This is a genomic window from Streptomyces marokkonensis, from assembly GCF_039539045.1.
Taxonomy (GTDB): Bacteria; Actinomycetota; Actinomycetes; order Streptomycetales; family Streptomycetaceae; genus Streptomyces; species Streptomyces marokkonensis.
Map to the genome: position 1 here is coordinate 1 of NZ_BAABCQ010000165.1, position 16,865 is coordinate 16,865.

Annotated in this window: 13 protein-coding genes; 8 read left to right on the forward strand and 5 right to left on the reverse strand. The window is 71.5% G+C overall.

The window, feature by feature from the left end:
• The first annotated feature begins 330 nt into the window (after nucleotides 1-330).
• Nucleotides 331-2,103 carry an acetyl/propionyl/methylcrotonyl-CoA carboxylase subunit alpha gene (locus tag ABEA26_RS29475; RefSeq protein ID WP_345596399.1) on the forward strand — a complete coding sequence of 591 codons (1,773 nt, stop codon included), beginning with the start codon at nucleotides 331-333 and terminating at the stop codon, nucleotides 2,101-2,103.
• A gap of 132 nt (nucleotides 2,104-2,235) precedes the next feature.
• Here the strand turns inward: ABEA26_RS29475 and ABEA26_RS29480 are convergent, their stop codons facing one another.
• Both ABEA26_RS29480 and ABEA26_RS29485 read right to left on the reverse strand, forming a co-directional pair.
• Nucleotides 2,236-3,243 (reverse strand): DeoR/GlpR family DNA-binding transcription regulator, encoded by a 1,008-nt coding sequence (locus ABEA26_RS29480; RefSeq protein ID WP_345596400.1) that lies wholly within the window; start codon nucleotides 3,241-3,243, stop codon nucleotides 2,236-2,238.
• Nucleotides 3,244-3,541: 298 nt separating this feature from the next.
• On the reverse strand, nucleotides 3,542-4,990 hold the full coding sequence (locus ABEA26_RS29485; protein ID WP_345596401.1) for an NAD(P)H-quinone dehydrogenase: 1,449 nt from the start codon (nucleotides 4,988-4,990) through the stop codon (nucleotides 3,542-3,544).
• A gap of 86 nt (nucleotides 4,991-5,076) precedes the next feature.
• Here ABEA26_RS29485 and ABEA26_RS29490 point away from each other — a divergent pair, with 86 nt between their 5' ends.
• The 3 genes from ABEA26_RS29490 to ABEA26_RS29500 all read left to right on the forward strand — a co-directional run bounded on the left by ABEA26_RS29490 (nucleotide 5,077) and on the right by ABEA26_RS29500 (nucleotide 8,584).
• Nucleotides 5,077-5,514 (forward strand): gamma-glutamylcyclotransferase family protein, encoded by a 438-nt coding sequence (locus ABEA26_RS29490; protein WP_345596402.1) that lies wholly within the window; start codon nucleotides 5,077-5,079, stop codon nucleotides 5,512-5,514.
• A gap of 203 nt (nucleotides 5,515-5,717) precedes the next feature.
• Nucleotides 5,718-6,554 (forward strand): purine-nucleoside phosphorylase, encoded by an 837-nt coding sequence (locus ABEA26_RS29495; RefSeq protein WP_345596403.1) that lies wholly within the window; start codon nucleotides 5,718-5,720, stop codon nucleotides 6,552-6,554.
• A 326-nt stretch (nucleotides 6,555-6,880) separates the two neighbouring features.
• On the forward strand, nucleotides 6,881-8,584 hold the full coding sequence (locus tag ABEA26_RS29500; RefSeq protein ID WP_345596404.1) for a phospho-sugar mutase: 1,704 nt from the start codon (nucleotides 6,881-6,883) through the stop codon (nucleotides 8,582-8,584).
• A gap of 291 nt (nucleotides 8,585-8,875) precedes the next feature.
• Here the strand turns inward: ABEA26_RS29500 and ABEA26_RS29505 are convergent, their stop codons facing one another.
• Complete coding sequence (locus ABEA26_RS29505) at nucleotides 8,876-9,559, reverse strand: PH domain-containing protein (protein ID WP_345596405.1); 684 nt, start codon at nucleotides 9,557-9,559, stop codon at nucleotides 8,876-8,878.
• 113 nt (nucleotides 9,560-9,672) lie between these two features.
• On the opposite strand from ABEA26_RS29505, the gene deoC reads away from it, so the two are divergent.
• The 3 genes from deoC to ABEA26_RS29520 are packed head-to-tail and all read left to right on the forward strand — an operon-like array spanning nucleotide 9,673 to nucleotide 13,035.
• Nucleotides 9,673-10,638: a deoxyribose-phosphate aldolase gene (gene deoC, locus ABEA26_RS29510; protein WP_345596406.1), complete on the forward strand. Its 966-nt coding sequence runs from the start codon at nucleotides 9,673-9,675 to the stop codon at nucleotides 10,636-10,638.
• A gap of 5 nt (nucleotides 10,639-10,643) precedes the next feature.
• A complete protein-coding gene (locus tag ABEA26_RS29515; protein WP_345596407.1) occupies nucleotides 10,644-12,107 on the forward strand; it encodes an aldehyde dehydrogenase family protein in 1,464 nt (487 codons plus the stop codon).
• A complete protein-coding gene (locus ABEA26_RS29520; RefSeq protein ID WP_345596408.1) occupies nucleotides 12,100-13,035 on the forward strand; it encodes an aldehyde dehydrogenase family protein in 936 nt (311 codons plus the stop codon). The genes ABEA26_RS29515 and ABEA26_RS29520 overlap by 8 nt, the downstream gene beginning before the upstream one ends.
• 134 nt (nucleotides 13,036-13,169) lie before the next feature.
• Here ABEA26_RS29520 and ABEA26_RS29525 read toward each other — a convergent pair whose 3' ends face one another.
• Both ABEA26_RS29525 and ABEA26_RS29530 read right to left on the reverse strand, forming a co-directional pair.
• Complete coding sequence (locus ABEA26_RS29525) at nucleotides 13,170-15,173, reverse strand: bifunctional serine/threonine-protein kinase/glutamate ABC transporter substrate-binding protein (protein WP_345596409.1); 2,004 nt, start codon at nucleotides 15,171-15,173, stop codon at nucleotides 13,170-13,172.
• 274 nt (nucleotides 15,174-15,447) lie between these two features.
• Nucleotides 15,448-15,867 carry a hypothetical protein gene (locus ABEA26_RS29530; RefSeq protein ID WP_345596410.1) on the reverse strand — a complete coding sequence of 140 codons (420 nt, stop codon included), beginning with the start codon at nucleotides 15,865-15,867 and terminating at the stop codon, nucleotides 15,448-15,450.
• Nucleotides 15,868-16,059: 192 nt separating this feature from the next.
• Between ABEA26_RS29530 and ABEA26_RS29535 the strand changes: the two genes are divergently transcribed.
• Nucleotides 16,060-16,662: a uridine kinase gene (locus ABEA26_RS29535; protein WP_345596411.1), complete on the forward strand. Its 603-nt coding sequence runs from the start codon at nucleotides 16,060-16,062 to the stop codon at nucleotides 16,660-16,662.
• Nucleotides 16,663-16,865 lie beyond the last annotated feature (203 nt).

The following is a 16,865-nucleotide window of genomic DNA, read 5'->3' on the forward strand; positions in this document are numbered from 1 at the left end:
ACCCCAAGTACGTTCGAGACACGGGGAAGGTTACTAACCAGTAAACCTGGCGACAAGGGGTCTGCGACGGGCAAAGAATCATTGGGCCATTCGTAGGGACTCGACAAAGAAACAGGGTGGCGCGCAGCACCCTCTTACAGAGACCTTGCCCACATCGGGAAGCTAGGGTTTCCCAGAAGAGTCTCGTGTATCGCGGCAGGACAAGGGCTTTCGCGGGTCGAGCCAGCCTCGAATCACACTCTGTGTGGGCAAGGTCACCATGGGGGACGGGTCGAAGTGCCGTGTCGGCAGTCCCTAAACTCGGCTTGTTTCAAGGAGGGAGCCTCAATCGTGCGCAAGGTGCTCATCGCCAATCGTGGCGAAATCGCTGTCCGCGTGGCCCGGGCCTGCCGGGACGCCGGGATCGCGAGCGTGGCCGTCTACGCGGACCCCGACCGGGACGCTCTGCATGTCCGCGCCGCTGATGAGGCGTTCGCCCTGGGTGGTGACACCCCAGCCACCAGCTACCTGGACATCGAGAAGGTCCTGAAGGCCGCGCGGGAGTCGGGCGCGGACGCCATCCACCCCGGCTACGGATTCCTCTCCGAGAACGCCGAGTTCGCGCAGGCGGTCCTGGACGCGGATCTGATCTGGATCGGGCCGCCCCCGCAGGCCATCCGCGACCTGGGGGACAAGGTCGCCGCCCGGCACATCGCCCAGCGCGCCGGCGCCCCGCTGGTCGCGGGCACGCCGGACCCGGTCTCGGGTGCGGACGAGGTCGTGGCCTTCGCGAAGGAACACGGCCTGCCGATCGCGATCAAGGCGGCCTTCGGCGGCGGCGGGCGCGGCCTCAAGGTCGCCCGCACCCTCGAAGAGGTGCCCGAGCTGTACGACTCCGCCGTCCGTGAGGCGGTGGCCGCCTTCGGGCGCGGGGAGTGCTTCGTCGAGCGCTACCTCGACAAGCCCCGCCACGTGGAGACCCAGTGCCTGGCCGACCGGCACGGCAACGTGGTCGTCGTCTCCACCCGTGACTGCTCGCTCCAGCGCCGCCACCAGAAGCTGGTGGAGGAGGCTCCGGCCCCCTTCCTGTCCGAGGCGCAGGTCGACCAGCTGTACTCCGCCTCGAAGGCGATCCTGAAGGAGGCCGGCTACGTCGGCGCCGGCACCGTGGAGTTCCTGGTCGGCGTGGACGGCACGATCTCCTTCCTGGAGGTCAACACCCGCCTCCAGGTGGAGCACCCGGTCACCGAGGAAGTCGCCGGTATCGACCTGGTCCGCGAGATGTTCCGGATCGCCGACGGCGAGGAACTCGGCTACGGCGACCCCGTCCTGCGCGGCCACTCCTTCGAGTTCCGCATCAACGGCGAGGACCCCGGCCGGGGCTTCCTCCCCGCGCCCGGCACCGTCACCACCTTCGCTCCCCCGACCGGCCCGGGCGTCCGCCTGGACGCGGGTGTGGAGTCCGGCAGCGTGATCGGCCCGGCGTGGGACTCGCTCCTGGCGAAGCTGATCGTGACCGGCCGCACCCGCGCCGAGGCCCTCCAGCGTGCCTCCCGCGCCCTGGAGGAGTTCCAGGTCGAGGGCATGGCCACGGCGATCCCGTTCCACCGCGCGGTGGTCCAGGACCCGGCGTTCGCCCCCGAGTTGACCGGCTCCACCGACCCGTTCACGGTCCACACCCGCTGGATCGAGACGGAGTTCGTCAACGAGATCAAGCCCTTCACCGCGCCGGCCGGCACCGAGGCGGACGAGGAGTCCGGGCGTGAGACGGTCGTCGTCGAGGTCGGCGGCAAGCGCCTGGAGGTCTCTCTCCCCTCCTCGCTGGGCATGTCCCTGGCCCGCACCGGCCTGGCGGCCGGCGCCAAGACCAAGCGGCGCGCGGCGAAGAAGTCCGGCCCCGCGGCCTCCGGCGACACCCTCGCGTCCCCGATGCAGGGCACCATCGTGAAGATCGCGGTGGAGGAGGGCCAGGAGGTACAGGAAGGCGACCTGATCGTCGTCCTGGAGGCCATGAAGATGGAGCAGCCCCTCAATGCCCACAAGTCCGGCACGGTGAAGGGCCTGGGCGCCGAGGTCGGCGCGTCCGTCACGTCGGGCGCGACGATCTGCGAGATCAAGGACTGAGCGCCGTACGCGACACGGGAGACCGGCCGAACGGCCGATGACCGTACGCCACGGCCCGGGCGCCCGGTGGACCAGTGTGGTCCGCCGGGCGCCGCCGTTGGTCCCGGGGGGGGCGACGGACCGTGTGGCGGCTCAGCGGCGGCGCAGGTCCGCGACGCGCGCCCGCTCCGCCCCGGTGTTCTGCTCACCCAGGGCTGTGGCCGACCGCAGCCCTGCCGCGGCGCCCGGGACCTGACGGCGTGGCCCCGGAAGCGGCACGTCCCGGCGCTGCTGACGCGCCGGGACGGCGTCAGTCCCGGCGGTGGTCCCCGAGGCCCCCGAGGCCCCGGGGCTCCCCGAGCCGGTCGTCGCACCCCCCGACGCCCCGGTCACGGCGATCTGCACGCCCTGGTCGGCCAGGGCCTGGAGCTCGGTGGCGGCACGGTCGTCGTGGGCGGCCGGCTCGTCCGTGACCAGGCGGGTGATGACGTCCGTGGGCACGGTCTGGAACATGGTGTCCGTGCCCAACTTGGAGTGGTCGGCGAGGACGACGACCTCGGCGGCGGCCTGCACCAGCGCGCGGTCGACGGACGCCGACAGCATGTTGGACGTGGAGAGTCCCCGCTCCGCCGTCAGCCCGCTCCCGGACAGGAAGGCCTTGGACACCCGCAGCCCTTGCAGGGACTGCTCGGCGCCCGAGCCGACGAGGGCGTAGTTGGAGCCCCGGAGCGTGCCACCGGTCATCACGACCTCGACCCGGTTGGCATGGGCGAGGGCCTGGGCCACGAGCAGCGAGTTGGTGACGACGGTCAGGCCCGGCACCCGCGCGAGCCGGCGGGCCAGCTCCTGCGTGGTGGTACCGGCGCCCACCACGATGGCCTCGCCCTCTTCGACGAAGCCCGCGGCGAGATCGGCGATGGCCGTCTTCTCGGCGGTCGCGAGATGGGACTTCTGCGGAAAGCCGGACTCTCGCGTGAACCCGCCCGGCAGTACCGCACCGCCGTGCCGGCGGTCGAGGAGTCCTTCTGCCTCCAGTGCGCGCACGTCCCGCCGTACGGTCACTTCGGAGGTCTGGACGACGCGGGCGAGCTCACGGAGCGACACGGCCCCGTTCGCTCGCACCATTTCGAGGATCAATTGGCGACGTTCTGCAGCGAACACGAAACTGACAGTAACCCCAACGACCGTCTGCTTTCAGCAGTATGCGCCGAATAACAGAAGTTGTTCGCGTGGCATGGCCTGAAGTGGTATACGCGCCTACCCCGGACGCCTATGCCGCCCGCACGCTCCGCAACTCCCCGTGACCGGCGGGGAGTCGATTCCGGCCGCCGGTCAGCAGGGGGCCCGCCCGGGGAGGGGCACCGCCCAGGGGGACCACCGGGGGGCCACCCGGGTGGCCCCCCGGGCCCCGGGGGCCACCGGGCCCCGGGGGCCACCGGGGCGGACCACCGGGGGGCGACTAGCCCTCTCCGCCGGCCTTCCGGGTGTGCAGTTGCCGTGCCACCTCCGCGATCGACCCCGAAAGGGAGGGATACACGGTGAAGGTGTTCGCGATCTGTTCGACCGTCAGGTTGTTGTCGACCGCGATCGAGATGGGGTGGATGAGTTCCGAGGCGCGCGGCGCCACCACGACACCGCCCACCACGATCTCGGTGCCCGGCCGGCAGAAGATCTTGACGAAACCGTCCCGGATGCCCTGCATCTTGGCCCGGGGGTTGCGCAGCAGCGGCAGCTTGACGACCCGGGCGTCGATCTTGCCGGCGTCGACGTCGGCCTGCGAGTACCCGACCGTGGCGATCTCGGGGTCGGTGAAGACGTTGGACGAGACGGTCTTGAGGTCGAGCGGGGTCACCGCGTCGCCCAGGAAGTGGTACATGGCGATACGCCCCTGCATGGCGGCGACCGAGGCGAGCGCGAAGATGCCGGTCACGTCACCGGCGGCGTACACACCGGGAGCCGAGGTCCGCGACACCCGGTCGGTCCGGATGTGCCCGGAGTCCTTGACCTTGACCCCGGCCTCCTCCAGCCCCATCCCCTCGGTGTTGGGGATCGCGCCCACGGCCACCAGGCAGTGCGACCCGGTGATGACGCGCCCGTCGGCGAGCGTCACCTCCACCCGGTCCCCGACCCGCTTGGCGGACTGGGCCCGCGACCGCGACATGACGTTCATGCCTCGCCGCCGGAACACGTCCTCCAGCACGGCGGCGGCGTCCGGGTCCTCGCCGGGCAGCACCCGGTCCCGCGACGACACGAGCGTGACCTTCGATCCGAGGGCCTGGTACGCACCGGCGAACTCGGCGCCGGTCACACCGGACCCGACGACGATGAGCTCCTCGGGCAGCTCGTCGAGGTCGTAGACCTGGGTCCAGTTGAGGATGCGCTCGCCGTCGGGCCGCGCGTCCGGCAGTTCCCTCGGATGTCCGCCGGTCGCGATCAGCACCGCGTCCGCGGTGAGCGTCTCCTCGCTCCCGTCGGCGGCGCGCACCACGACCTTCCGCGACCCGTCGAGGGCCTGCATGCCCTCCAGCCGTCCACGCCCGCGCATGACCCGCGCACCGGCGCGTGTCACGGAGGCGGTGATGTCGTGCGACTGCGCCAGCGCGAGCCGCTTCACACGCCGGTTCACCTTGCCCAGATCCACGCCGACCACCCGGGCGGCCTGCTCCATGGGCGGGGTGTCGTCGGCGACGATGATCCCCAGCTCTTCGTACGAGGAGTCGAAGGTGGTCATCACCTCGGCCGTGGCGATGAGGGTCTTGGACGGCACGCAGTCGGTCAGCACCGACGCACCGCCCAGACCGTCGCAGTCGACGACGGTCACCTCCGCGCCGAGCTGTGCGGCCACGAGCGCCGCTTCGTATCCGCCGGGTCCGCCGCCAATGATCACGATCCGAGTCACGTACTCCATTGTCCCGCACCCTTCAATGCGGGGCCGCCCGGGGGCACGTCTGTTACAAGAGCGACTCCCGGGAGGCCTGCCGTACCCTCTCCCCCATGTCGCTCTACGCCGCTTACGCCGGCAACCTCGACGCGCGGTTGATGACCCGCCGCGCCCCGCACTCGCCGCTGCGCGCCACCGGCTGGCTGAACGGGTGGCGGCTGACCTTCGGGGGCGAGCACATGGGCTGGGAGGGCGCACTCGCGACCCTTGTCGAGGACCCGATCTCCCAGGTCTTCGTGGCCCTCTACGACATCGCTCCGATGGACGAGGAATCGATGGACCGCTGGGAGGGCGTGGGGCTGGACATATACCGCCGCACGCGCGTACGGGTCCACACCCTGGAGGGCGAGGAGGGCGCCTGGACGTACGTCCTGAACGGCTACGAGGGCGGCCTGCCCTCCGCCCGCTACCTGGGCGAGGTCGCGGACGCCGCGGAGTCCGCCGGCGCGCCGCACGACTACGTCATGGAACTCCGCAAGCGCCCCTGCTGAGCCACGGCTCCCCGGAACGCCCTCGTCACTCCCCCGCCGGGTCCTTGCCGGTCGTTGCCGGTCCTTGCCAGTCGTTGCCGGTCGTTGCCGGGTCCTCGCCGGCTCCTTGTCTGAACTCTTGTCGGAAACGACAGGACAACGATCGCAAACCCGTGAGCTCTGTCATCTACGCGCGTAGGCGTAAACCGGCTACCCTCTTCGGCGTGAACGCATCTCTTCTTCCGGACGACATCCAGGGCGCCACCCCAGTAGACCCGAGGGCCGCCGCCGACGCCGCCGCGGCCCGCCTGCGCGAACTCACCGGCGCCGAGACCCACGACGTCGCCCTCGTGATGGGCTCCGGCTGGGCACCGGCCGTGGACGCCCTGGGCGATCCCGAGGCCGATCTCCAGGTCACCGAGCTCCCCGGCTTCCCGAAGCCGGCGGTGGAGGGACACGGCGGCAAGGTCCGCTCGTACTCCATCGGTGACAAGCGTGCGCTGGTCTTCCTGGGCCGCACCCACTACTACGAGGGTCACGGGGTGGCCGCCGTCGCCCACGGCGTCCGCACGGCCGTCGCCGCCGGCGCCAAGACGATCATCCTGACCAACGGCTGCGGTGGCCTGCGCGAGGGCATGCGCCCCGGCCAGCCGGTCCTGATCGGCGACCACATCAACCTCACGGCCACCTCCCCGATCGTCGGCGCGAACTTCGTCGACCTGACGGACCTCTACTCCCCCCGTCTGCGCGCCCTGTGCAAGGAGGTCGACCCCACGCTGGAGGAGGGCGTCTACGCCCAGTTCCCCGGCCCGCACTACGAGACGCCGGCCGAGATCCGCATGGCGCGCGTCATCGGGGCCGACCTGGTGGGCATGTCGACGGTCCTGGAAGCCATCGCCGCCCGCGAGGCCGGCGCGGAGGTGCTGGGCATCTCACTGGTGACCAACCTCGCGGCGGGCATGACGGGCGAGCCCCTCAACCACGAGGAGGTCCTGCAGGCGGGCCGCGACTCCGCCGCGCGGATGGGGTCGCTGCTCACGCAGGTGCTGGGCCGGCTGTAACCCGTCACGCGGGGGCGCGGGGCGTGGGCCGGGAGACGCGCTCCGGCGTCCGCCGGGCCGCCGGGCCGTCCCTGGAGACACCCGCCCAGACGGTTCAGGCACCGGAGACGCATGCGCCGCCCGGCGCCGCCCAGCTGTCGCCGGTCACGCGGCCGGTGAAAGGGGCGTACGACGGACGGAATGTGCCTCCGGGCCGCCGCAGGGCACCCGCGACCCCCGGCCCACCGGACCCCCGCACCCCGGCCCACCGGGCACCCCGCACCCCCCGCACCACAGACGACCCACAGACGACCCACAGACGACCCACACACGAGAGGCTGACCGACGTGCACGACGACCTCCTCGCACGGGCCCGGGCATGGCTGGCCGAGGACCCCGACGCGGACACCCGCGCGGAACTCGCCGCGCTCATCGACGCCGAGGACCACGCCGAGCTGACCGCGCGCTTCTCCGGCACCCTCCAGTTCGGCACCGCAGGCCTGCGGGGTGAACTCGGCGCCGGCCCGATGCGCATGAACCGCGCCGTCGTCGTCCGGGCCGCCGCCGGCCTCGCCGCGTACCTGAAGAAGCAGGGCGCCGCCCAGGGCGACGGAGACGCCGGCCTGGTCGTCATCGGCTACGACGCCCGCCACAAGTCCGAGGACTTCGCCCGGGACACCGCCGCGGTGATGACCGGCGCCGGCCTCAGGGCGGCCGTCCTGCCCCGTCCCCTGCCCACCCCCGTCCTCGCCTTCGCCATACGGCACCTCGGCGCGGTCGCCGGCGTGGAGGTCACCGCCAGCCACAACCCGCCCCGCGACAACGGCTACAAGGTCTACCTCGGCGACGGCTCCCAGATCGTGCCCCCCGCGGACGCCGAGATCGCCGCGGAGATCGACGCCGTACGCTCGCTGAACGACGTCCCCCGCCCCGAGACCGGCTGGCGGACCCTGGACGACTCCGTCCTCGACGCCTACCTCGCCCGCACGGACGCCGTCCTCTCCGAGGGCTCCCCCCGCACCGCCCGCACCGTCTACACCGCGATGCACGGCGTCGGCAAGGAAACCCTCCTCGCGGCCTTCGCCCGTGCCGGCTTCCCGGAGCCCGTCCTCGTGGCCGAGCAGGCCGACCCCGACCCGGACTTCCCCACCGTCGCCTTCCCCAACCCGGAAGAGCCCGGGGCGATGGACCTCGCCTTCGCGAAGGCCCTTGAGACCAGCCCCGACCTGATCATCGCCAACGACCCGGACGCCGACCGTCTCGCCGTCGCCGTACAGGACGGCACCGACTGGCGCATGCTCCGCGGCGACGAGGTCGGCGCCCTCCTCGCCGCCCACCTGGTCTCACGCGGAGCACGCGGCACCTTCGCGGAGTCGATCGTCTCCTCCTCCCTCCTCGGCCGCATCGCCGAGAAGGCGGGCCTCCCGTTCGAGGAGACCCTCACCGGCTTCAAGTGGATCGCCCGCGTCGAGGGTCTGCGCTACGGCTACGAGGAGGCCCTCGGCTACTGCGTCGATCCCGAGGGTGTACGCGACAAGGACGGCATCACCGCGGCCCTCCTGATGACGGAACTGGCCTCCACCCTCAAGGCATCCGCATCCGCATCCGAATCCGCATCCGCATCCGCATCCGACAGCGGCTCGGCCACCGGCGGTCGTACCCTCCTGGACCTCCTCGACGACATCGCCGTCGAGCACGGCCTGCACGCCACCGACCAGCTCTCGGTCCGCGTCGAGGACCTCTCCCTCATCGCCGCCGCCATGCGACGCCTGCGCGAGCAGCCCCCCACGGACCTCGCCGGCCTGCCCGTCACGAAGGCCGAGGACCTCACCCGGGGCACGGCCGCGCTGCCGCCCACGGACGGCCTGCGCTACACCCTCGACGGTGCCCGGGTGATCGTCCGCCCGAGCGGTACGGAGCCCAAGCTGAAGTGCTACCTGGAGGTGGTCGTGCCGGTCGCGACGCACGCCGACCTCCCCGGGGCCCGCGCCAGGGCGACTGACCTGCTGACGGCGCTCAAGCGCGACCTGTCGGCGGCGGCGGGCATCTGACGACGCGGGGCTCCGCCCGACAAGGCGGTCGGGACGGAGCCGACCGGTCGAGCCCGATCACCCGGACCCCGATCACCCGAACCCGGTCACCCGAACCCGATGGGGCGCCCCCACTCGGAGGCACCCCATCGGGCGATTCCCTCCTGCCCGCTGACCGGCCTCACCGCCCGGAGCCGCCCTCCGGGGCAACGGCGGGCCGGGAAACGCACCGTGGGTGAACACCGCGCGCCGAGGACGCCCGCGTACCGCGGTCCGAACCCGACTCCGGTCCCGGGCCGGGCCCCCGAGCCGTCAGCCCGTCCCCAGCAGCACCGCGAGCAGCACCGCCCCCGCCGCCGCCGGCGCGACGACCTCGTAGGCCCAGCGCACCGTCACCTCGCCCTGTGAGGTGTTGGCCGGCTTGCGCGCCTCCAGCGCCTCGCGCAACTCGTCCATGACCTTGTCGGTCTCCGCCCGCACCGGCCCGTCCGCCCCGTCCGAGGACCCGGCTCCGCCGAGGCTGCCGAGGCCACCGAGCAGCCCGCCACGCCCCTGGCCGCCCCCGGAGGCCCGCCGCGTCTCCCGTCGCGCGGCCTTCTTGCGGGCGCGCAGCGAGACGGGAATGGACCACAGCTGGTACTTGTCGCCCGACTCGGTGAAGACCTCGTTGGAGTAACCGGACCGGAAGGACGCGACCTGCCCCCAGGGCAGCACGATCACCCGGAAGGGATTGCGCACGCGCAGCCGGTCGTCGTTCGCGAAGACGGCGGGCCGCACGGTGTAGGCGGCGATGAGCGGCACGAGGAAGAGCAGCGCCGCGAGCGCCATCCAGGGTGTGTTCCCCTCGCCCGCGACCAGGGCGTCGATGCCGAGCCACAGGGCGAGGGCGAGCAGCAGAACGCCACCGGCGAGGCCCGCGGGCGAGCGGTAGATCCGGTCCTTGGACACGGGTACCGACGGCTGCGGCGATGGTGACTGGGGCTCCGGGGTCGTCATGGTGCCGATTGTGCCCGACGGCCCCGAGGACGCTCATAGGCGGTGCCGGTCTACAGAATGAGCGCACGGGACTGTACAGCCGCTACGCGCGTAGATATGCTCGCCTGGTGACCATGCCCACCACTGCATCCGCTGTTCCCGCACACGGACTCGCCGACGTCACCGCGTCCGACAGCACGCTGCGCCGCTTCCTCCACGGGCTGCCCGGCGTCGACACGGTCGGCCTGGAGGCGCGCGCCGCCTCGCTCGGCACCCGTTCCATCAAGACCACCGCGAAGGCGTACGCCATCGACCTCGCCATCTCGATGGTCGACCTGACGACGCTGGAAGGCGCGGACACCCCGGGCAAGGTCCGGGCGCTCGGCGCGAAGGCGGTCCGTCCCGACCCGACCGACCGCACGGCCCCGGCCACGGCGGCCGTCTGCGTCTACCCCGACATGGTGCCCACCGCCAAGGCGGCCGTCGCCGGCTCGGGCGTCAAGGTCGCCTCGGTCGCCACCGCGTTCCCGGCGGGCCGTGCCTCGCTCGCGGTCAAGCTGGCCGACGTGCGCGAGGCCGTGGCGGCGGGTGCGGACGAGGTCGACATGGTCATCGACCGCGGGGCGTTCCTCGCGGGGAACTACATGAAGGTGTACGACGAGATCACCGCCGTGAAGGAGGCCTGCGGGACGAGCGCCCGCCTGAAGGTCATCTTCGAGACCGGCGAGCTGTCGACGTACGACAACATCCGCCGTGCGAGCTGGCTCGGCATGCTGGCGGGCGCCGACTTCATCAAGACGTCCACCGGCAAGGTCGCGGTCAACGCGACCCCGTCCAACACCCTCCTGATGCTGGAGGCGGTCCGCGACTTCCGTGCGCAGACCGGCGTCCAGGTCGGCGTGAAGCCTGCCGGCGGCATCCGCACCACCAAGGACGCGATCAAGTTCCTCGTCCTGGTCAACGAGACCGCGGGCGGGGACTGGCTGGACAACCACTGGTTCCGCTTCGGCGCCTCCTCGCTCCTGAACGACCTGCTGATGCAGCGTCAGAAGCTGGCCACGGGCCGTTACAGCGGCCCCGACTACGTGACGGTGGATTGATCACCATGGCATCTGCATTCGAGTACGCGCCCGCCCCCGAGTCTCGCTCGGTCGTCGACATCGCCCCCTCCTACGGGCTCTTCATCGACGGGGAGTTCACCGAGGCGGCCGGCGGCAAGGTCTTCAAGACTGTCTCCCCGTCCACCGAGGAGGTCCTCTCCGAGGTCGCCGAGGCCGGCGAGGAGGACGTCGACCGCGCGGTCCGCGCCGCCCGCAAGGCTTTCGAGAAGTGGTCGGCGCTGCCCGGCTCCGAGCGCGCGAAGTACCTCTTCCGCATCGCCCGCGTCATCCAGGAACGCAGCCGCGAGCTCGCCGTCCTCGAGACCCTCGACAACGGCAAGCCGATCAGGGAGACCCGCGACGCGGACCTCCCCCTGGTCGCCGCGCACTTCTTCTACTACGCGGGCTGGGCCGACAAGCTCGACCACGCCGGTTTCGGCCGGAGGACGACAAACGGGCACAGCGGAGCGACCCCCCGCCCCCTCGGTGTCGCGGGCCAGGTCATCCCGTGGAACTTCCCCCTCCTGATGCTGGCGTGGAAGATCGCCCCGGCGCTGGCGACCGGCAACACGGTCGTCCTCAAGCCCGCCGAGACGACCCCGCTGTCCGCCCTCTTCTTCGCGGACATCTGCCGTCAGGCGGGCCTGCCCAAGGGCGTCGTCAACATCGTCACCGGCGACGGCCGCGCGGGCGCCGCGCTGGTCGCCCACCCCGACGTGGACAAGGTCGCCTTCACCGGCTCCACGGCCGTCGGCAAGCAGATCGCGCGCACGGTGGCCGGCACCCGCAAGAAGCTGACCCTCGAACTGGGCGGCAAGGGCGCCAACATCGTCTTCGACGACGCCCCCATCGACCAGGCCGTCGAGGGCATCGTCAACGGCATCTTCTTCAACCAGGGCCAGGTCTGCTGCGCGGGCTCCCGCCTGCTGGTCCAGGAGTCGGTCCACGACGAGGTGCTGGACTCCCTCAAGCGCAGGCTGACCACCCTCCGCCTGGGCGACCCGTTGGACAAGAACACCGACATCGGCGCGATCAACTCCGCCGAGCAGCTGGCGCGCATCACGGCCCTCGCCGACCAGGGCGAGGCGGAGGGCGCCGAACGCTGGTCCCCGGCCTGCGAACTCCCGTCGTCCGGCTACTGGTTCGCCCCGACGCTCTTCACGAACGTCACCCAGGCGCACACGGTCGCCCGCGACGAGATCTTCGGCCCGGTCCTGTCCGTCCTCACCTTCCGTACGCCGGACGAGGCGGTCGCCAAGGCCAACAACACCCCGTACGGCCTGTCGGCGGGCATCTGGACGGAGAAGGGCTCGCGCATCCTGGCGGTCGCGAACAAGCTCCGCGCGGGCGTGATCTGGTCCAACACGTTCAACAAGTTCGATCCGACGTCGCCGTTCGGCGGCTACAAGGAGTCGGGCTTCGGCCGCGAGGGCGGCCGCCACGGCCTGGAGGCGTACCTCGATGTCTGAGAAGTCCGAACAGCGTCTCAGCGTGCTGAAGACCTACAAGCTGTACGTCGGCGGGAAGTTCCCGCGTTCCGAGAGCGGCCGGGTGTACGAGGTGACCACGCAGACATCAGCCGCTGACGCGGCGGGGAAGGGCAAGTGGCTGGCGAACGCCCCGCTCTCCTCCCGCAAGGACGCCCGTGACGCGGTGGTCGCCGCGCGCAAGGCGTTCGGCGGCTGGTCCGGCGCGACGGCGTACAACCGCGGCCAGATCCTCTACCGCGTCGCGGAGATGCTGGAGGGCCGCCGCGGCCAGTACGTCGCGGAGGTCGCCGACGCCGAGGGCCTGTCGAAGTCGAAGGCGGCGGCGCAGGTGGACGCCGCGATCGATCGTTGGGTCTGGTACGCGGGCTGGACCGACAAGATCGCCCAGGTGGTCGGCGGCGGCAACCCCGTCGCGGGCCCGTTCTTCAACCTCTCCTCCCCGGAACCGACGGGCGTCGTCGCCGTCCTCGCCCCGCAGGAGTCGTCCTTCCTCGGCCTGGTCTCGGTGATCGCCCCGGTCATCGCGACGGGCAACACGGCGGTCGTGGTGGCGTCGGAGAAGTCCCCGCTGCCCGCCCTCTCCCTCGGCGAGGTCCTGGCCACCTCCGACCTCCCCGGCGGCGTGGTCAACATCCTCTCCGGCCGCACGGCGGAGATCGCCACCCCCCTCGCCTCCCACCAGGACGTCAACGCGATCGACCTCGCGGGCGCCGACGAGACGCTTGCCAAGGAACTGGAGATCGCGGCGGCCGACAATCTGAAGCGCGTCCTGCGTCCACAGCCTGTGGACGACGCGAACACGGACTGGACCGCGACCCCGGGCACCGAGCGCATGACGGCGTTCCTGGAGACGAAGACGGTCTGGCACCCGACAGGAGCGCTGGGCGCGTCCGGCTCGTCGTACTGACCGACTCCGCCGTCACCCACGACGCGGACCCCACCGACAGGGCCGCGACTCCTCTCCGTCCGGAGGAGTCGCGGCCTTCTCCACGATCGACCTCGCCCGCCCTCCGGTGAACACACCTCACGTCACCGAGGACCTCACTGACCGGAGCACGGCTGCAGTTCCGGCTTGCTCGGCGGCGTCTTCCTTCCCGTCAACGCGGACAGATCCTTCATGTACATCTCCGACCATTCGTCTCCGGCCAGAACCTCCTGGAGTCCCGAGCACACCTTGCTCTTCAACAGAGGCTTGTCCTTCGGCAGCGCCACCCCGTAGGGTTCCGTGCCCGCGCCGCTGGGCAGCAATTTCAGATTCTTCGGATCGTCGTTGGCATATCCGGCGAGAAGAACGTCGTCCGAGGCGACCGCGTACACCTTTGACTGCTCGTCCAGCAGCCTGTCCACGCACTCCTTGTAGGAATCGGGCTGCCACTTCCCCGTGGTGTAGCCCTCCTTCCGCAACCTGCTCGCGTACGTGGAATCCCGTGCGGTGCACACCTGGACATGCTTCGTCTTCACGTCGGCGGCGCTGTTGAGGTCGTGGTTCACAGAGTGTTTGCGGACGAGAAGACTGCTGCCGGCCTTGTAGTAGGGGCCGACGAAATTGATGTTGTCCTTCTTCTCACGTTCGACTGTCATGCTGTACGAGGCGATGACCAGGTCCACGTCCCCGTTCGCCAACTTACTCGCCCGGTTCCCCGTGGTCACCGGATAGAAATCGACGTGCTCCCTGTCGTAGCCCAGCTTTCCGGCGAGGGCATAGGCGATGTCGATGTCGAATCCGCTCCACACGCCGGTCTCGTTGCGGAAGCTCAGTCCGGGCTGATCAGTCTTGGCACCGATCGTCAGCCGTTCGTTCTCGCTCTTCCACTGCTCCCACGCCTTCTCCGTGTCCCCCTCGGCGGCTCCCCCGCCCTGCTCCCCCGCCACGTCGTCCTGCTTGCCCCCCGAGCCGCTCTGTGAAAGGAACCAGCCTCCTCCGGCCAGCAGAGCGGCGCACACCACGACCGCCGCCGTCCTCCAGCCCCGGACGCCGCCACGGCCTTTGCCCGACAGCTTTGGCGGCGACTCGGGAGGAGCGGCTTCGGACGAGGGCACGTCGGGCGCCTGCACGGCCTCCTCCGGCGCGGGCCGCGAGGCGGGCGGCGTGGGCCGGGCCGTGGGTGCGGGTGCTGGGGTGGCGGCTGGAGTGGCGGCCCTGGCGGGGGCCGGCATGTCCTCCGTGAGGACCTCCCGGAGCATCTCCTCCGCCGAGGCCGCGTCCAGGCGGCCGGACGGGTCCGTGGCCAGCAACCCCTGGATGACGGGGCCGAGGGGGCCGGCGTACCGGAGGACCGGGTCGGGCGACTGCTGGATGTTCGCCTGCACCTCCCAGACCTCGGCGCCGCCGAAGGGCAGGCGTCCCTCGACCATCTCGTACAGGGTGACTCCCAGCGCCCACAGGTCGGAGGCGGGCGTGGGGCCGGGGGAGGCGGGGGCGAAGAGTTCGGGCGCCAGGTAGGGGGGCGTGCCGATGATGCCGCCGTACCGGGTGACCCGGTCAGCACCCTCGAAGGTGGCGATGCCGAAGTCCACCAGCACCACCTGGCCGCCGTCCCGCACCAGGACGTTGCCCGGCTTGACGTCACGGTGCAGGACCGACGCCGCGTGGACCGCCCGCAGACCCTGGATCACCTGGAGGCCGATATCCGCGGCCCTGGGCACTCCGAGGACCCGGTCACGGCTCAACAGGTCGGCCAGCGACCGCCCTTCCAGCAGCTTCATCACGATCCAGACCTGGTCAGCGGTCTCGATCTGGTCGTGGACCGTCACCACGTTCTGGTGCTCGATCTTGGCGAGGGCCTCCGCCTCGCGACGGGCCCGCAGCATCGCCGCCTTCTGCGTGTCCGGGGTCATGGCCCTGCGGTCGAGGAGGCCCTTCACGGCGACGAACCGGCGCAGCCGCCTGTCGTGGGCCTTCCAGACCTCGCCCATCCCGCCGCTGCCGACGGGTTCCAGCAACTCGTAGCGGCCCTCGATCACCGTGCGCGGGGCGGAGGGACGATCCTCGGGATGCCCGTCAGCGCCACCGCCGGCCCCGTTGATTCCGTCATCGTTGTGCACGTGGCCCCCTGGCACCTCTTGCGCGAAGCGTGGATCACCACAGATTAGACGGCCGCCGGGCCGCGCCAAGGCCCTGACCGAGAACCGGATCGCCGCCCCGTGGCGCCCGGACGTCGGGGCCCACCGGTCGGGGGAACCGAACATCACGCCGCGCCCCCGTCCGTCCCCGTCCGGCGGGTTCCGGTGCCGACTCCACGAGTGCGGAGGCCAGCGCACGGGCCGTGGCACCGCGACCTCCCGCTCGCAGATCGCGGCCCGAGGTGCGCCGGCTGCGTCAGCGCAGCACTTCCGTAACCTGCCCCACCACCGGCACCGCGCCCAGCGACTGCGCCTGTGCGACCGGCCCCGTCAGGGCCGTCGAGGTAAGCGGCTGGAAGTCGGCGACCTGGGTGCCGACGCCGTTGTCCAGCGGGTCGACGCCGGTGCCGGCCAGCGGGTTGGGCTTGAGGTCGGCGACCGGGCCGGTGACGTGACCGACCGTGCCGGTCACCGCCTGGAGGCCCGCCTGCGGGTCCACGTCGCCCAGCAGGGCGGGACGGGCCTGCGCCGGACCGGCGACCGTCTCGCCGCCCTCCGCCGCGGCGGCCGTGACCGCGCCCGCACCCAGGGCGGCCCCGGCGGTCGCGAGGACGGCCAGGGCACGCCGGACGGCCGGAGTGCGGGAGGTGCGGGAGGAAGACGCGTGTCGGGCCATCGGTGAGCCACCTCGTGCTTCGAAGTGCTCCGGGAGTACTCCCGGAGCACGGCGGAGAGTAATCGGTACCACGCGAAGCGTAGTTGAGATGTGATGCCCGCTTCAAAGTCGACCCGCTGGGTCGTACGACGGCCGTTCGATGCCTCAGACTGGTGTCCCGTGAGCTCCCATCCGCCCATACCGACGCGAGTCGTGCTGCTCTGCGGCCCCTCCGGCTCCGGCAAGTCCCTCCTCGCCGCCCACTCCGGCCTTCCGGTGCTGCGGCTCGACGACTTCTACAAGGAGGGCACCGACCCGACGCTGCCGCTGGTGCCCGAGAGCTCCGACATCGACTGGGACCATCCCGGCTCGTGGGACGCGGACGCCGCCGTCTCGGCCATCACGGAGCTGTGCCGCACCGGCCGTACGCGGGTGCCCGTCTACGACCTCGCGCTCAGCGCCCGCACCGGCGAGGAGACGGCCGACATCGGACGGACCCCGCTGTTCCTCGCGGAGGGCGTCTTCGCCGCCGAACTCGTGGCACGCTGCCGGGAACTGGGCGTGTTGGCCGACGCGCTGTGCCTGAGCCGAGGCCCGCTGACGACCTTCCGCCGCCGTTTCCTGCGGGATCTGCGGGAGGGCCGCAAGTCCGTGCCGTTCCTGCTGCGCCGCGGCTGGCGGCTGATGCGGCAGGAACGGACGGTCATCGCCCGGCAGACGGCCCTGGGCGCCCACGCCTGCGACCGGGACGAGGCGATGGGCCGGTTGGCGGCCGCGGCGGCGGGACGGTGCGCCACGGCTCGTACGGCCGCGTAGCGGGCGGGCGTGCCCGCACTCGCACACACAGAGAAGCGGGACTGGACGGACCCCCCGGCCCTCCAGCCCCGCTTCTCCTTGTGCTCCCCCGTGCTTCCCCCGTGTCCCCCCGGGTTGTTCCCCCGTGTCCCCCGTACTCCCCCCGGGTCCCCCGTGGTGCTTCCCCGTGAGTAAGAGCCCGGGGTCCTCCCCCTGATACACCC

Coding starts and splice junctions, on each gene's coding strand:
- deoC (WP_345596406.1), top strand. CDS start 9,673: ATGCCCACCACTGCATCCGCTGTTCCCGCACACGGACTCGCCGACGTC.
- ABEA26_RS29485 (WP_345596401.1), bottom strand. CDS start 4,990: ATGGAGTACGTGACTCGGATCGTGATCATTGGCGGCGGACCCGGCGGA.
- ABEA26_RS29520 (WP_345596408.1), top strand. CDS start 12,100: ATGTCTGAGAAGTCCGAACAGCGTCTCAGCGTGCTGAAGACCTACAAG.
- ABEA26_RS29515 (WP_345596407.1), top strand. CDS start 10,644: ATGGCATCTGCATTCGAGTACGCGCCCGCCCCCGAGTCTCGCTCGGTC.
- ABEA26_RS29490 (WP_345596402.1), top strand. CDS start 5,077: ATGTCGCTCTACGCCGCTTACGCCGGCAACCTCGACGCGCGGTTGATG.
- ABEA26_RS29505 (WP_345596405.1), bottom strand. CDS start 9,559: ATGACGACCCCGGAGCCCCAGTCACCATCGCCGCAGCCGTCGGTACCC.
- ABEA26_RS29530 (WP_345596410.1), bottom strand. CDS start 15,867: ATGGCCCGACACGCGTCTTCCTCCCGCACCTCCCGCACTCCGGCCGTC.